Source organism: Pseudomonas fluorescens, from assembly GCF_001708445.1.
Classification (GTDB): domain Bacteria; phylum Pseudomonadota; class Gammaproteobacteria; order Pseudomonadales; family Pseudomonadaceae; genus Aquipseudomonas; species Aquipseudomonas gorinensis.
In genome coordinates, this window is sequence record NZ_CP015637.1 from 2,815,989 (window position 1) to 2,829,832 (window position 13,844).

Sequence of the window (13,844 nt, forward strand, 5' to 3'; positions counted from 1 at the left end):
CCCAGACCCATGCTCAAACCTCGACAATCCCTGACATTGACCCTGTTGCAGGCCCGCGAAGCGGCCATGAGTTTTTTCCGCCCCTCGCTCAATGAGCACGGCCTGACCGAGCAACAATGGCGGGTTATCCGCATTCTCAGCCAGCACGAGGAACTGGAAATCTACCAATTGGCCGAGTTGGCCTGCATTCTCAAGCCGAGCATGACCGGTGTGTTGGTACGCATGGAGGCCGCCGGCCTGGTTCATCGCCGCAAGGCCGAGCAGGACCAGCGGCGGGTGCTGGTGACCCTGGCAGACAAAGGCTGGGCCAGCTTCGACTCCATGAGCCAGTGCATGGAGGAGAACTACCAGCGCCTGCAAGCGCAGTTCGGCGAAGAAAAATTGCAAACGCTGCTGGGGTTGCTCGATGAGTTGAAGACCATCAAGCGTTGAGTGTCAGCCCACCTGTTGCGTCCGGGTGGGCGTGTTGAAACGACGACGCGGGGTCAGTACACACCGCCGGCCTTGAGCGGCGCCACGCCATCCTTGAACGTGGCTGCCAGGCTTTGCAGGCCGCGCATCAGCACGGTGGTGTCGACCCCCACCGCCACGAACGCAGCGCCCAGTTCGATATAGCGCCTGGCCAGGGTCGGGTCCGCACTGAGAATACCCGCGGCCTTGCCCGCCTGGCGAACTCGCGCGATGGCGTCTTCGATCGCCGCCTGCACGGCGGGATGCCCTGGGTTGCCGCGGTAACCCATCGACGCACTCAAATCCGCCGGGCCAATGAACACCCCGTCGACGCCGTCGACCTGCGCAATCGCGTCCAGGTTGGCCAGGCCTTCGAGGTTCTCGATTTGTACCAGCAGGCACATCTGTGCGTCGGCCTGGTCCAGGTAGCCGGGAATGCTGTTCCAGCGCGACGCCCGGGCGAGGGCGCTGCCCACCCCACGAATGCCCTGGGGCGGATAGTGCATCGCGCGTACCAGCTCCCGTGCCTGGTCGGCGCTTTCGACCATCGGCACCAGCAGCGTTTGCGCGCCGATATCCAGCAGTTGCTTGATCAGTGCGCTATCGCCGACCACCGGGCGAATGATCGCTTGGCTGGCGTAAGGCGCAATGGCTTGCAACTGGCCGAGCATGCCACGCAGGTCATTGGGGGCGTGTTCGCCGTCGATCAGCAGCCAGTCAAACCCGGCATTGGCTGCCAGCTCCGCGCAATAGGCATCGGCCAGGCCGAGCCACAGGCCGATCTGGGTTTCGCCGCTGCACAGGCGCTGCTTGAAGCGGTTGATGGGCATCTCCATGAACGGTCCTCCAGGGTCAGACAAATCGGCAGGCAATCGAGCCCAGCATGTCGTAGTCGACATGGAAGGTGTCGCCGGGGTTGGCTGCCACCGGACGGGTAAATGAGCCGCCGAGGATGATTTGCCCAGGCTGCAAGGTCACGTCATAGGGCGCCAGCTTGTTCGCCAGCCAGGCCACCCCCTTGGCCGGGTGGTTGAGCACGGCGGCGGATACGCCGGATTCTTCGATCACGCCGTTGCGGTACAGCACCGCAGGCACCTTGCGCAGGTCGATCTCGGTCGGGCGCACGGCGCGGCCCCCCATGACCACACCGGCATTGGCGGCGTTGTCGGAAATGGTATCGAACACCTTGCGCGTGGCCTGGGTCTGCGGGTCGATCTGCTGGATGCGCGCATCGATGATTTCCAGCGCCGGGATGACCCATTCGGTGGCGTCGAGCACATCGAAAATCGTGCAGTTCGGGCCCTTGAGCGGCTTGCCGAGAATGAACGCCAGCTCCACCTCGACGCGCGGCACGATAAAGCGTTCGAAGGGAATGTCGGTGCCTTCGTCGAAGAACATGTCGTCGAGCAGGGCACCGTAATCCGGCTCGGTGATGTTCGACGACACTTGCATCGCGCGAGAGGTCAAGCCGATCTTGTGCCCGACCAGCTTGCGTCCGTCCTTGATCTTCTGCGCGACCCAGGCGCGTTGTATCGCGTAGGCGTCGTCAATCGTGATCGCCGGGTAATCCAGCGAAAATTGCCGCACCTGTTCCCTGGAGCGCTCGGCCCGGTCCAGTTGTGCGGCGGCTTGCAGAATCTGCTGTTGATCGAGCATGACGAAGTTCTCTTACTGTGGATTGACGATGGCCGCGTCGGTGCGCAGGACCAAAAAACCGCCCAGGGCGATAAACAGGGCCAGCACATACAAGGCCAGGCTGGCGCTCTGGGTGGTGTCCCGCATCCAGCCGATCAGGTAGGGCGCGAGGAACGAGGCGATGCTGCCAAACGAACTGATCAGGGCAATCCCCGCCGCCTGGGTGCTGTTGGACAGGAAGGCCGGCGGCAACTGCCAGAACATCGGCAGGGCGGCGCTGGCCCCCATGCCGGCGATCACCAGGCCGCTCAGTACCCAGGTCGGATTGGTCGGCGACAGCCCGGCCACGGCGATACCGATCGCCGACATCAGCAGGGGCACGCACAGGTGCCAGCGCCGTTCACGGTTGCGGTCGGATGAGCGTCCGCACCCGATCATGAAGAAACACCCGGCCAGGTAGGGCACCGCACTGAGCAGGCCGACCTGGCTGTCGCGGCCGATACCGGCGCCGTGGATCAGGGTCGGCATCCAGAACGCGAGGGTGTTGACTGCGAGCATCACGGCGAAATAGATCGCCACCAGCAACCAGACCTGCGGGTCGCGCAGAATGCCGCCAAACGAGGTGATCGACTTACGCTGCTCCTCACTGCTCAGTTGCGTGCGCAGTTGCTGCTTTTGCAGCGGGTTGAGCCACGTCACTGTCTCGAAGGTGTCCGGCAGGCACTTGAGCACCACCAGGCCGAGGAGGATCACGGGGGCGCCTTCGATCAGGAACATCCACTGCCAGCCGCGCAAGCCGCCGAAGTCATGGAAGTGCTCCAGGATCGCCCCCGACAATGGCCCGCCGATGACACCGGCCATGGGTACCGCAATCGCAAACAGCGCGGTGACTTGCGCCCGACGACGCGCCGGGTACCAACGGTTGAGAAACACCAGAATCCCTGGGAAGAAGCCCGCTTCGGCCACCCCCAGCAAAAAGCGCAGCACGTAGAAACCGGTGGAGCTTTCGATCCACAGCATACTGGTGGAGAGTACCCCCCAGACCACCATCAGGCAGGCGATCCAACGCCGTGGCCCGACCCGGTCGAGGGCGATGTTGCTGGGCACGCCAAACAGCGCGTAAGCGATGAAGAACAGTCCGGCCCCGAGGCCGTACACGGTGTCGCTGAAATGCAGGTCGGCGCTCATCTGCATCTTGGCGAAGCCGATGTTGATCCGGTCCAAATGGGCAAACAGATAACAGATCAGCAGCAAGGGCATCAGGCGCCAGGTGACGACGCTGTGGGTGCGCTGGTGTTCAAGCAGGGTGGTGCTGTCGGCGGTATTGGCTGTGCTCATGATGTTGTACTTTTTTTTGAGTGGCCGTTGGCGGAAGGCGAGCGCTGTTCAGCTCGCCTGGTTTTTCAAGAAGGCATGCACGTTGTTTTGCTTGAAGTTGAGCTCCGGGTGCAGCTCGATCATCTCGAACGACAACGCCAGCAAGCGTTGTGATTGCAGCTCGGCGAAGTGCTGGGTGATCACCTCGAACAGGCTTTCGGCGACCGCCTTGCGCGTCGCCAGGTCGCGTCCGTGGCCGACCTTGAGGGTCATGTGGACGAAGGCGTAGTCGTGCTTGCCGTCGGCCATGCGCCAGGTGTCCAGGCGCACGCCACGGCTGCGGATGCCGCCAAGGGGAAATACGCCGCTGTCGCCCAGCACGGTGTGGACCTTCTGGAACAGGGCGGGCAGGTCGGCGTGCTGCTCGATGTTGTCGGTGTATTCAGCAATGAAGTGCGGCATGTGCGGCTCCCGGTTCAGAGGGGGAAAATGGCATTGATCTGGCCGGTGCCGGAACTGCCGAACGGCTGGGTGATGATCTCTGCCGGCTGGTGGTAGTCCGGCCCGCCCAGCAGGCCCAGGAGCATCGCGGTATCGTGCATCTTGCCTTCGCCGAAACAGTGTTCGGCGTAGTCCGGGAGCATCGCGCAGAACTCCTTGAAGCGGCCTTGCTTCCACATCTCTACGACGTGCAGGTCCATCTGCTTGTCGAATTCACGGGTCCAATTGTGGATATTGGCTTCGGCTTCGCGGTCGTCCGAGAAGCGGTGGGAGAGGGAACCCGAGGCCAGCACCAGGACTTTGCGGTCGCTCTTCTCGATGGCCCGGCGCACCGCGGCGCCAAACGTGAAGCTGTCTTCCAGGCGGTGCCAGGCGCACCAGGCGGCAATCGAGATGACGTCGAATTTCTGCGCGTCCGGCACGTCCATGTGCATGTAGCGCATCGGTACCAGGGTGCCGTATTCGAGTTCCAGACTCGGGATGTTGTGGGCCATGGTGCGCACGCCCGCCAGGTTGGCTTCGGCGGCGATCAACTCGCCCAGCTCGGGGCAGCCGGGGTAGTCGTATGCCATGTTCTTGATGAAGTGCGGCAGCTCGTTGCTGGTGTACGTCCCCTTGAAGTGCTCGCCGCAATTGACGTGGTAACCACTGTTGACCAACCAATGCACGTCAAACACCACCGCCGTGTCGGCCCCCAGTTCACGGGCACGGCGCCCGATTTCCTTGTGCCCGGCGATGGCCGCTTCGCGGCAACCGTGGTGCTTGCCGGGCAGTTCCGACAGGTACATCGAGGGGACGTGGCAGATCTTTGCGGCCAGGACGACTTCGCCCATGATGATTCTCCTGAATATTTATTCTTTTGTAGGAGCGAGCTTGCTCGCGAATAACGTCAACGATAACGCAGCACTTCTGTTAGCCAGCGGCGCCTGCGGATTCTTCGCGAGCAAGCTCGCTCCTACCGGAAGCGGTGTTGTATCCGGGTCACACACCCCAGCGTGGAATGTGATGACTGCCCATGGAAATGCACACGTTCTTGATCTCGGCGAACACTTCGAAGCTGTACTGGCCGCCTTCACGGCCGGTGCCGGAACCTTTTACCCCACCAAATGGCTGGCGCAAGTCCCGCACGTTCTGGCTGTTGATGAACACCATGCCGGCTTCGATGCCGTAGGCCAGACGATGCGCCTTGCCGATGTCCTGGGTCCAGATGTAGGACGCCAGGCCGTACTCGGTCTCGTTGGCCAGTTGCAGTGCTTCGGCTTCGTCCTTGAACGGGATCAGGCATACCACCGGGCCAAAGATCTCTTCCTGGGCGATGCGCATCTGGTTGTTCACATCGGCAAACACTGTCGGCTGGATGAACTGCCCGCGGCTCAAGTGCGCCGGCAGGTTGGCCGGACGCTCCAGGCCGCCGGCGAGGAGGGTGGCGCCTTCCTCGATCCCAATCTTGATGTAGCCGGTGACCTTGTCGTAGTGGGCCTGGGTGATCATCGAGCCGACCTGGGTTTTCGGGTCTTGCGGGTCGCCGACGATCAGGCGCTTGGCGCGTGCGGCAAACTCGGCGACGAACTGTGGATACACGCTCTCCTGAATGAAGATCCGGCTGCCGGCGGTGCAGCGTTCACCGTTGAGCGAGAAGATCGTGAACAGCGCGGCGTCGAGGGCGCGTTCCAGGTCGGCATCTTCGAAGATCAGCACCGGCGACTTGCCGCCCAGTTCCATCGAGTATTTTTTCAGGCCGGCGGTCTGCATGATTTTCTTGCCGGTGGCGGTGCCGCCGGTGAACGAAATCGCCCGCACGTCCGGGTGGCGCACCAGCGCATCTCCGGCGGTGGCGCCGTAGCCCTGGATCACGTTCAGCACCCCCTTGGGAATGCCGGCCTCGAGCGCCAGGCGCCCCAGTTCATTGGCCGTCAGCGGCGACAGCTCGGACATCTTCAGCACCGCGGTATTGCCCAGTGCCAGGCACGGCGCGGTCTTCCAGGTGGCCGTCATGAACGGCACATTCCAGGGCGATACCAGCGCGCAGACACCCACCGGCTGGTACAGGGTGTAGTTGAGCATCTGGTCGTCCACCGGGTAACTGTGGCCGTCCATGCGGGTGCAGACTTCGGCGAAGAAATCGAAGTTATGGGACGCCCGGGGAATCAACACATTCTTGGTCTGATGGATCGGCAGGCCGGTGTCGAGGGTTTCCAGCTCGGCCAGGTGCGGCACGTTCTGTTCGATCAGTTCACCAAGCTTGCGCATCAGGCGCGCACGTTCCTTGGCCGGCGTGCCTGCCCACTTCGGAAAGGCTTCCTTGGCCGCCGCGACCGCTTGCGCGACTTCCTCGGCGCCGCCGCTGGCGACTTCACCGATGGCTTCGCCGGTGGCCGGGTTGTAGTTGACGAAGGTGTCTTTGCTTTCGACCTCACGGCCGTTGATCCAGTGTTTGATCATATTGCTCAAGCCTCTTTACGGGCGGCGAAAAAGTCCGCCTCGCTGACAATTCGATTAACCAGGCGACCCACGCCTTCGACTTCCACGATCACTTCATCCCCTGGCACCACATCGGCCAGGCCTTCGGGCGTACCGGTGGCGATCATGTCGCCGGGTTGCAGGGTCATGAAGCTGGACAGGTATTCGATCAAGTACGGGATGTCGAAAATCATGTCTTTCGTGCTGCCTTCCTGACGCAGTTCGCCGTTGATCCAGGTGCGCAGTTTCAGGTTGCCGGGGTCTGGCACATCGGCGACATCGACGATCCATGGGCCCACCGGCGTGGTCGCATCGCGGTTCTTCACCCGCAGGTTGGGGCGGTAGTAGTTTTCCAGGTAGTCGCGGATCGCGTAGTCGTTGCACACCGTGTAGCCGGCCAGGTATTCCAGCGCGTCTGCGCGCTTGACGTTGCGCGCCGGCTTGCCGATCACCGCTACCAGCTCGCACTCGTAGTGCATGTAGGCGACGTTGTCCGGGCGCCAGGTCACCTGGTTGTGGCCGGTGTAGGTGCCGGGGGACTTGATGAAGGCCAGCGGTTCGGTCGGCGGCTTGAAGGCCAGTTCGGCGGCGTGGTCGGCGTAGTTCAGGCCGAGGGCGAACATGCTGCCGGTGGCCGGTGGCAGCCACTCGACCTGGTCTTCGGCGAGCAGGCGACCGTCGGCCAGGCGCACGGCGTTTTGGGCTTCGACCTGCACCTGGTGCGTGGCGCCTTCAAAGCGAATACGGGCATGTTTCATGACAGCTCCTCTGCCTTGATGTGGTTGACCAGCCGGCCCAGGCCACTGATCTCGACTTCAACCGTGTCGCCGGGTTGCACATCCACGCGGCCTTCGGGCGTGCCGGTGATCAGCACATCGCCTTCATGCAGGGTCATGAACTCGCTGATTTCGGCGATCAGTTGGGGAATGTCGCGCACCCAATTGGCGGTAGAGTTCTGCTGGCGCAGTTCGCCGTTGACGAACAGTTTCAGGCTCAATTGGTTGGGGTTGCCGATCTGGTCGCGGCCGACCAGTTCCGGACCGAGCGCACAGAAGCCGTCGCGACATTTGGCCTTCACGGCCGGGCGGTAGTAGCTGTCTTCGGGCAGGCTGAACTCATTGACGATGGTGTAGCCGGCTACGTGCGCCATGGCGTTCTCAACGCTGACGCGACTGGCGCTTTTACCGATCACCACGCCAAGCGCAGGGCCGGCCTGCAGGCGTTCACCGGTGGGATACACAACGCTGCCGTCATGGCCATTACGGGTGTTAGGCGTCTTGATGAACAGCACCGGCTTGACCGGTGGCTTCTGGTAAGGCGCTTGTTCGAATTCGGCGAGACGTTGGTTCAGCAACCCCTGGTAGTTCAGCGCAACGCCGAACAGGGTGCCGTTCGCAACATCGTGCAGGGCACGGCTCATGCTTTTCTCCTGGCAGTGACGGAGCGGATCAAGGCCGGCTCCTGGAATTATTGTTAACCTGTTAACGTTATAATTAAGATGTTAACTATCGTCAAGCGTGGCAAGCTCTTCCGAGCGTGGTGCAGGGCTAAAATCCGGCGCAGGATGAGCGTTTCAGGCCGGCTGAGCCCCCAATAAAAAAGAGAACGTCGCGATGATCGATCGTAAGCCGATCCCCAACATCAACATCGGCCAGGTGTACGACCAGCGCTACAGCGATGCCGAAGTGCATTACGACAAGCTGGGCAACCTGGCGGAGTTTTTCGGCCGCAACATGCCCGTGCATCGGCACGACCGTTTTTTCCAGGTGCATTACGTCAAGAGCGGCGCGGTGCGCGTTTACCTGGATGACCAGCAATACCTGGAGTCGGGGCCAATGTTTTTCCTGACACCACCGACGGTAGCCCACGCTTTTGTCACCGAAGCGGACGCTGACGGGCATGTGCTGACGGTGCGCCAGCAACTGGTCTGGGGCCTGGTCGATGCTGACCCGACGCTGGTGCCCGGTTCGCAATTGCCGGCGGCCTGCGTTGCGCTGGCCCAGTTCCCGCCTGAAGTCAGGCGGCTGGAGTTTCTGTTCGAGGAACTGAGCAATGAAATCAACATGGCCGGCGCCGGGCGCAGTGCGGCGTTGGACAGCTTGACCCGCCTGATCATGATCAGCCTGCTGCGGCTTTGCGCCAACTCGCTGCAAGCCCGGCCTGCGCGTCATGAAGACCTGCGGATCTTCCATCGCTTCAACGAGTTGATCGAGGACCATTACCTGCAACATTGGCCGCTGTCGCATTACGCTGACCGTATCGGCGTCACGGAGGCACGCCTCAATGACGTGTGTCGACGGATCGCCGATTTGCCGTCCAAGCGCTTGATCCTGGAGCGGGTGATGCAGGAGGCCAAGCGGCTCCTGCTGTTCACGGGCAGTTCCGCCAGCGAAATCTGCTACCAGCTGGGCTTCAAGGACCCAGCCTATTTCAGCCGGTTCTTTCAGCGTTACGCGCAGATGACGCCGGGGGAATATCGCCAGCGGCAATCGGGTTTGCGGTGAGGCCGTCATCGTGACTTCTCCCAGGGCGTCATTGCACTCATGATCATTGCAGCGCTGTCGCCGAAAAATGGCTTTTACGGCGAACGGCTTGCACATTTCACAGCCCTGGGATCACCACAGCGCCACGCTGTAGCCGACGATGATGCGGCTTTCGTCGATGTCGCTGGTCAAGCCATTGCTCGATCGCAGGGTGGCATTGCGCAGCCGCACGTTGACGTTCTTCAACGGCCCGCTTTGTACGGTGTAGACCAGGTCGGTGTCGCGCTCCCATTCGCGGCCATTGCGCACGGTGGCGGTTTGCGCATGCGAGCCGTCGACATAGCGCGTCATGAAGGTCAGCCCAGGCACGCCGAGGGCGGCGAAGTTGTAGTCGTATCGCGCCTGCCAGGCATCGGTGTTGGCCTTGGTGAAGATGTTGATGGTCACCAGGTTGACCGAATAGGGGTCTTGGCCCGGGAAGGCAAAGTCGCCGTCACCGGACAGGTTCTGATAGCCCAGGCCGAATTTGTGTGCCCCCACCGACAGGCTGAACATGCCGTTGAAAAAGCGGTTGTCGATTCGCCCGCCATCGACCCTGGAAGGGCTGCGCAGCCGTGCGCTGCCTTGTTCACGGGTGTCGAAATAACGCAGGTCGCTGCGCAGGCTCACGCCTTCGGCCAGCGGCAGGTCATGCACCAGGCCGATAAAATTCTGCCGGTAAATGTCCTGCATTTGCGCGTAGTAGTAGGTCGCCGCCAGATGAGGGTTGATGGCGTAGGTGCCACCGGCCAGGTCCAGGTGGCTGCTGGTGACGCCGCCGTAACTCATCGATTCGTTGTTGGAGGAGTCGCGCAGGTTCTGTTTCTCCAGGCGGCCGACGTTGAGGGTCAGGCCGTCGATCTCCTGGGAGGTCACCAGCTCACCGTTATAGGTCGACGGTAGCAAGCGGGTGTCGTTGTAGGCGGCCACCGGCAACAACGGTTGCAGGGTGCCGAGCTTCAGGACGGTTTTGGAGACGCGTAGTTTGCCGGTCAGGCCGAGTTCGCTGTAGCTGTCGGCCGGCTCGCCGCTGGCACCCGCCGGCAGCAGGCCGGTACCTCGACGGTCACGGCTGGAGTCGAGTTTGAGCCCAAGCTCACCCAAGGCATCCACGCCAAAACCGACCACGCCCTGGGTGTAGCCTGACTCCAGGCGCAACACAAAGCCCTGTGCCCATTCTTGCGCCTGGTTCTGCGGCGCGTTGCTCTGGCGAAAGTCGCGGTTCATATAGAAGTTGCGCAGGTCCAGGTTGGCCTTGCTGTCCTGGATAAAGTCGGCGTGGGCAACCAGAGGGGTAAACGCGGCGCACAGGCCAGCGCTTGCCGCCGTGCGTAAGAAGCACGAATGCATGAGGGACGTTCCTTTTGTTGTTTTTGTGGGTATGGCCCCTGTCAGCTCAGGGCTGGCATATTGTTAACATGTTATCGTTGTGCGCGGTAGGTGGTTTTGCAATATTTTGGAAAAATGTTTCTAGGTTAACGTTTTTTCGGGGCGGCCTTATTGCATGGGAGTAGCGCCGACTCTAAGCTTCGACGCTTCGACCTCAACTGTGCGTGGAACCATGTCAACCCCTAGACCGTCCCTTACGCTGACTTTGCTCCAGGCCCGCGAGGCGACCATGGCGTTCTTTCGGCCGTTGCTCAATGAACATGACCTGACCGAACAGCAGTGGCGAGTCATTCGGATCCTGCGCCAGCAGGGCGAGTTGGAGAGCCATCAACTGGCTCACCTGGCGTGCATCCTCAAACCCAGTCTGACCGGCGTGCTGAGCCGTCTGGAGCGGGACGGTATCGTCCGGCGCAGGAAGTCATCCGAAGATCAGCGCCGCGTGTTCATCGCCCTCACTGAACAGGGGCAGCAGTGCTTCGTCGACATGAGCGCAGGGATGGAAAGCAACTACCTGAAGATTCAGGAGCAGTTTGGTGAAGAGTCGTTGGCGCAATTGCTCGAGCTGCTTAACAAGCTCAAGAGCCTGAAGCCTTAGTGGTCTTGCCTGGCAGGCAATGACAAGAAGGTTTGTCACGTCCAGTCAAGTGCCGCGCTCTGGCCTGGCCTCTAATAAGCTGACTTACCGCCCCCCCATAAGAGGACATGATCATGTGGACCAAACCCGCCTATACCGATATGCGCATTGGCTTTGAAGTGACGATGTACTTCGCCACTCGATGAGCCCCCCGATACGCCTGGAAACGGCGCGCCAGCCCTAGGTGTGCGCTGTACATCGACTATTTCGCCGGGCTGGACTTGAACACGCCGCTGAGGACAAAGGCGTAGCGTTCCGGACGGATAAAGAACGTGGTGCGGTCGCAGCAGCGGCCGTCGGCAAAGTACGAGGTGCGCTCCATCACCAGCAGCGCCGCGCCGCGTTTGACGTGCAAGGTGCTGGCCAGGCTTGCATCGGCGGCTTGCGCACGAATGGCCAGGTCGGCACGGGTGACGGCCTGGCCGGTGATCGATTCCAGGATCGAATAGATCGGTTGATGCTCAACGTCGGTCCAGACCACACTGGCCAACTCGGCCGGCAGGTGGCTGCGGCCCAGGGCGATGGGTTCGTCATCCACGAAATGCAGGCGCTCCAACAGCAGGCAATCGTGCGCGGCTTCAAACAATCCCTTCAAGGCTTCCGGAACAGGCTGCAGCGTGTGGCTGATCACCTGCATGCTCGGTTTGAGTCCTTGCAATAACAAGGCTTCATGGAAACTGCGCAACGCATCCAGGCCATGTCGAACCTGTTTCGCCGCGACGAACGTGCCTTTGCCTTGCTTGCGCTCCACCACACCGTCGTCGCTGAGCTTGCCCACCGCCAGGCGCACCGTGACGCGGCTGACCCCAAAGCGTTCGCCCAGTTCGGCTTCTGAAGGCAGTTTGCCGGAGGGTTCGAAATCACCGCGCTGAATCTCCTCCAGCAAACGATGGGCGATCTGTTCGTAGAGCGAGGTGGTGCTGTCGCGAAGAATGGACGTAGACACGGTCGGCTTCCAGGGGCCTCGGAGTGGGGCGGTGCGCCTTCACTTCTAAGGTTATAAAAATAGGTTATTGGGACAACTTGTATTAATACGTATTATGTCAGGCATTCCCATTGTAAACGACCTGACGATACTTGCCATGCCCGACTCCTTGCCTTACGCATCGCTGCAAGCCGACGCCCTGACGGTCGATGCCATCAGTTTCAGCTACCCCAACGGGCATCGGGTGTTCAACGCTTTCAGCCTGAACGCCAAGCCGGGCGAATTCGTCGCGATCCTCGGGCCGTCCGGCTGCGGGAAAACCACGTTGCTGAATCTGTTGTCGGGTTTTCAACAACCCCAGAGCGGCCAGATCAGCATCAACCAGACCGCCGTGCGGCCGGAGCGCTCGGAGTTGGGCTATGTGTTTCAGGCACCGCAGTTGTTTCCCTGGCTGAGCGCGCTGGAAAACGTGCGTTTCGGCCTGCGGATGACGGCACAGCTCAACGAGGATCAACAGCGCGCGCAGGCGTTGCAGTACTTGCGTCTGGTCGGTCTGGAAAGCGCGGCGCAACGCTTGCCCCATCAACTGTCGGGGGGCATGCAGCAGCGCGTCTCCCTGGCCAGGACCTTGGCGTTGGAGCCCAGTGTATTGCTGATGGACGAACCCTTCGCCGCGCTGGATGCGATCAGCCGCAACAGCATGAATGAAGAGACGCTGCGGATCTGGGCCGAACTGGGCCAGACGGTGCTGTTCATCACCCACGACATCGACGAGGCGGTGTTCCTGGCCGACCGGGTCATCGTGCTCAACATCGCCCCGGGCGGCATCCACAGCGAACTGGACATTCATCTGCCGCGTCCGCGTTCCAACCTGAAAACCCGTCGCCTGCCGGCCTTTCTTGATTACCGCAATGAGCTGATGGAGCGCATTTCCCACGTCATGGAAGCGGCCGACGCCATCGCTGATCCCACCCCCCGTCAACCTGAGTTAACCGCATGATCAAACGTTCGCTGCTTGCTCTTTCCTTGTCTGTTGCCGCCTTGGCAAGCAGCACATTTGCCGTGGCTGCCGAAGAGAAACCCCTGCGCGTGGGGTATGTGTTCGCCATGGCCAACGCCCCGGCGCTGATCGCCGACAAGCAGGGTTACTACCGCGAGGAAGGCTTGAATGTCGACCTCAAGGCCCTGGGCGATGGCCCGGTGATCCAGCAGGCGTTGGCGGCCGGTGAACTGGACGTGGCCTATGTCGGCACACCGCCGGTGTACCAATGGTTTTCCCGCGGCCTGCAAAGCCGGATCCTGGCCAAGGTCAACTACGGGCAAGCCGCGGTCATTGTCGACGCCAAGAGCCCGATCAACAGCCTGGAGCAGCTCAAGGGCAAAAAACTCGCCGGGGTCAAGAAGGGCAGTGGCATGGACGTGCTGTTGCGCGGCTATGTGCTGAAAGAAAAAGCCGGGCTCAACCCGGACAAGGACCTGGACATCATCGACATGCCACCGGGCAACATGAACGCGGCGCTGGAGCGCGGGATTGTCGATGCGGCGTTTTCCTGGGAACCCTTTGTCAGCCAATCGTTGCTGCGCGGGTCGAGCCGGATTCTGCTCGACGTCAACCAGGCGCTGCCGAATTACCCGTGGTACGTGGTGATCGCGCTGCCGAAAACCTTGCAGGAACGTCCGGACGATGTGGTCAAGTTGCTGCGCGCGCACCGCAAGGCCATCGCGTTCCTCAATGAGCATCCTGACGAGTCGAACCGGATCATCGCCGAGGCGTTCAAGCTTGAAGCGGTACAAGGGCCCGACGGCCAGACCATTGCCCCGCAGGCCATCGTCGCCCAGGCACGGACGCGATTGGGCTGGTCGGCGGACTTGCAGGCTGCGGACATCCAATTCATCCAGCGGCTGATGAATTACTCCCACGCGCTGGGCTTTATCGACACCACGCTCAAGACCGAGCAGATCGTGGATACCTCCTACCTGGAAAAAGCCTCGCGCTGAGTCTGAGCCTGTC

The 13,844-nt window shown here is 61.5% G+C and carries 16 protein-coding genes; 6 read left to right on the forward strand and 10 right to left on the reverse strand.

What is annotated here, in order from left to right; all coding sequences use genetic code 11:
• Positions 1-9 precede the first annotated feature (9 nt).
• Positions 10-432: a homoprotocatechuate degradation operon regulator HpaR gene (gene hpaR / locus A7317_RS12530; protein WP_024075639.1), complete on the forward strand. Its 423-nt coding sequence runs from the start codon at positions 10-12 to the stop codon at positions 430-432.
• 53 nt (positions 433-485) lie between these two features.
• Here hpaR (A7317_RS12530) and hpaI read toward each other — a convergent pair whose 3' ends face one another.
• From hpaI to A7317_RS12570, 8 genes are all read right to left on the reverse strand, one after another.
• Entirely contained in the window at positions 486-1,286 is an 801-nt protein-coding gene (hpaI, locus tag A7317_RS12535; protein ID WP_069075937.1) for a 4-hydroxy-2-oxoheptanedioate aldolase, read from the reverse strand.
• A 16-nt stretch (positions 1,287-1,302) separates the two neighbouring features.
• Complete coding sequence (gene hpaH / locus A7317_RS12540; protein ID WP_069075938.1) at positions 1,303-2,106, reverse strand: 2-oxo-hept-4-ene-1,7-dioate hydratase; 804 nt, start codon at positions 2,104-2,106, stop codon at positions 1,303-1,305.
• Between the two features lie 12 nt (positions 2,107-2,118).
• On the reverse strand, positions 2,119-3,423 hold the full coding sequence (locus A7317_RS12545; protein WP_024075636.1) for an MFS transporter: 1,305 nt from the start codon (positions 3,421-3,423) through the stop codon (positions 2,119-2,121).
• Between the two features lie 48 nt (positions 3,424-3,471).
• A complete protein-coding gene (locus tag A7317_RS12550) occupies positions 3,472-3,864 on the reverse strand; it encodes a 5-carboxymethyl-2-hydroxymuconate Delta-isomerase (protein WP_024075635.1) in 393 nt (130 codons plus the stop codon).
• A gap of 14 nt (positions 3,865-3,878) precedes the next feature.
• Positions 3,879-4,736: a 3,4-dihydroxyphenylacetate 2,3-dioxygenase gene (hpaD, locus tag A7317_RS12555; RefSeq protein ID WP_024075634.1), complete on the reverse strand. Its 858-nt coding sequence runs from the start codon at positions 4,734-4,736 to the stop codon at positions 3,879-3,881.
• Between the two features lie 148 nt (positions 4,737-4,884).
• Positions 4,885-6,345, reverse strand: a complete 1,461-nt coding sequence (gene hpaE / locus A7317_RS12560; RefSeq protein WP_069075939.1) for a 5-carboxymethyl-2-hydroxymuconate semialdehyde dehydrogenase — start codon at positions 6,343-6,345, stop codon at positions 4,885-4,887.
• Positions 6,346-6,350: 5 nt separating this feature from the next.
• Positions 6,351-7,121, reverse strand: a complete 771-nt coding sequence (locus A7317_RS12565; protein WP_069075940.1) for a fumarylacetoacetate hydrolase family protein — start codon at positions 7,119-7,121, stop codon at positions 6,351-6,353.
• Complete coding sequence (locus tag A7317_RS12570) at positions 7,118-7,783, reverse strand: fumarylacetoacetate hydrolase family protein (protein ID WP_069075941.1); 666 nt, start codon at positions 7,781-7,783, stop codon at positions 7,118-7,120. Before A7317_RS12570 ends, A7317_RS12565 begins: the two co-directional genes overlap by 4 nt.
• 193 nt (positions 7,784-7,976) lie before the next feature.
• Here A7317_RS12570 and hpaA point away from each other — a divergent pair, with 193 nt between their 5' ends.
• A complete protein-coding gene (gene hpaA / locus A7317_RS12575; RefSeq protein WP_024075630.1) occupies positions 7,977-8,867 on the forward strand; it encodes a 4-hydroxyphenylacetate catabolism regulatory protein HpaA in 891 nt (296 codons plus the stop codon).
• A 111-nt stretch (positions 8,868-8,978) separates the two neighbouring features.
• Here hpaA and A7317_RS12580 read toward each other — a convergent pair whose 3' ends face one another.
• Positions 8,979-10,235: an OprD family porin gene (locus tag A7317_RS12580; protein ID WP_024075629.1), complete on the reverse strand. Its 1,257-nt coding sequence runs from the start codon at positions 10,233-10,235 to the stop codon at positions 8,979-8,981.
• Between the two features lie 211 nt (positions 10,236-10,446).
• Here A7317_RS12580 and hpaR (A7317_RS12585) point away from each other — a divergent pair, with 211 nt between their 5' ends.
• Positions 10,447-10,869, forward strand: coding sequence for a homoprotocatechuate degradation operon regulator HpaR (hpaR, locus tag A7317_RS12585; protein WP_024075628.1), 423 nt, complete (start codon positions 10,447-10,449; stop codon positions 10,867-10,869).
• Between the two features lie 113 nt (positions 10,870-10,982).
• Positions 10,983-11,054 (forward strand): pyrroloquinoline quinone precursor peptide PqqA, encoded by a 72-nt coding sequence (pqqA, locus tag A7317_RS29965; protein ID WP_081329280.1) that lies wholly within the window; start codon positions 10,983-10,985, stop codon positions 11,052-11,054.
• A gap of 56 nt (positions 11,055-11,110) precedes the next feature.
• On the opposite strand, the gene A7317_RS12590 is transcribed toward pqqA, so the two are convergent.
• Positions 11,111-11,854: a GntR family transcriptional regulator gene (locus tag A7317_RS12590; protein WP_024075627.1), complete on the reverse strand. Its 744-nt coding sequence runs from the start codon at positions 11,852-11,854 to the stop codon at positions 11,111-11,113.
• A 136-nt stretch (positions 11,855-11,990) separates the two neighbouring features.
• Here A7317_RS12590 and A7317_RS12595 point away from each other — a divergent pair, with 136 nt between their 5' ends.
• A complete protein-coding gene (locus A7317_RS12595) occupies positions 11,991-12,833 on the forward strand; it encodes an ABC transporter ATP-binding protein (RefSeq protein WP_069075942.1) in 843 nt (280 codons plus the stop codon).
• Positions 12,830-13,831, forward strand: a complete 1,002-nt coding sequence (locus A7317_RS12600; RefSeq protein WP_069075943.1) for an ABC transporter substrate-binding protein — start codon at positions 12,830-12,832, stop codon at positions 13,829-13,831. Before A7317_RS12595 ends, A7317_RS12600 begins: the two co-directional genes overlap by 4 nt.
• The last annotated feature ends 13 nt before the right edge of the window (positions 13,832-13,844 follow it).

What these genes read in the sequence shown, in the direction of transcription:
- hpaR (WP_024075628.1), top strand. Translation starts at nt 10,447, where the DNA reads ATGTCAACCCCTAGACCGTCCCTTACGCTGACTTTGCTCCAGGCCCGC.
- hpaR (WP_024075639.1), top strand. Translation starts at nt 10, where the DNA reads ATGCTCAAACCTCGACAATCCCTGACATTGACCCTGTTGCAGGCCCGC.
- hpaA (WP_024075630.1), top strand. Translation starts at nt 7,977, where the DNA reads ATGATCGATCGTAAGCCGATCCCCAACATCAACATCGGCCAGGTGTAC.
- A7317_RS12570 (WP_069075941.1), bottom strand. Translation starts at nt 7,783, where the DNA reads ATGAGCCGTGCCCTGCACGATGTTGCGAACGGCACCCTGTTCGGCGTT.
- hpaH (WP_069075938.1), bottom strand. Translation starts at nt 2,106, where the DNA reads ATGCTCGATCAACAGCAGATTCTGCAAGCCGCCGCACAACTGGACCGG.
- A7317_RS12545 (WP_024075636.1), bottom strand. Translation starts at nt 3,423, where the DNA reads ATGAGCACAGCCAATACCGCCGACAGCACCACCCTGCTTGAACACCAG.
- A7317_RS12595 (WP_069075942.1), top strand. Translation starts at nt 11,991, where the DNA reads ATGCCCGACTCCTTGCCTTACGCATCGCTGCAAGCCGACGCCCTGACG.
- hpaD (WP_024075634.1), bottom strand. Translation starts at nt 4,736, where the DNA reads ATGGGCGAAGTCGTCCTGGCCGCAAAGATCTGCCACGTCCCCTCGATG.
- A7317_RS12550 (WP_024075635.1), bottom strand. Translation starts at nt 3,864, where the DNA reads ATGCCGCACTTCATTGCTGAATACACCGACAACATCGAGCAGCACGCC.
- hpaI (WP_069075937.1), bottom strand. Translation starts at nt 1,286, where the DNA reads ATGGAGATGCCCATCAACCGCTTCAAGCAGCGCCTGTGCAGCGGCGAA.
- A7317_RS12580 (WP_024075629.1), bottom strand. Translation starts at nt 10,235, where the DNA reads ATGCATTCGTGCTTCTTACGCACGGCGGCAAGCGCTGGCCTGTGCGCC.
- A7317_RS12600 (WP_069075943.1), top strand. Translation starts at nt 12,830, where the DNA reads ATGATCAAACGTTCGCTGCTTGCTCTTTCCTTGTCTGTTGCCGCCTTG.
- A7317_RS12565 (WP_069075940.1), bottom strand. Translation starts at nt 7,121, where the DNA reads ATGAAACATGCCCGTATTCGCTTTGAAGGCGCCACGCACCAGGTGCAG.
- hpaE (WP_069075939.1), bottom strand. Translation starts at nt 6,345, where the DNA reads ATGATCAAACACTGGATCAACGGCCGTGAGGTCGAAAGCAAAGACACC.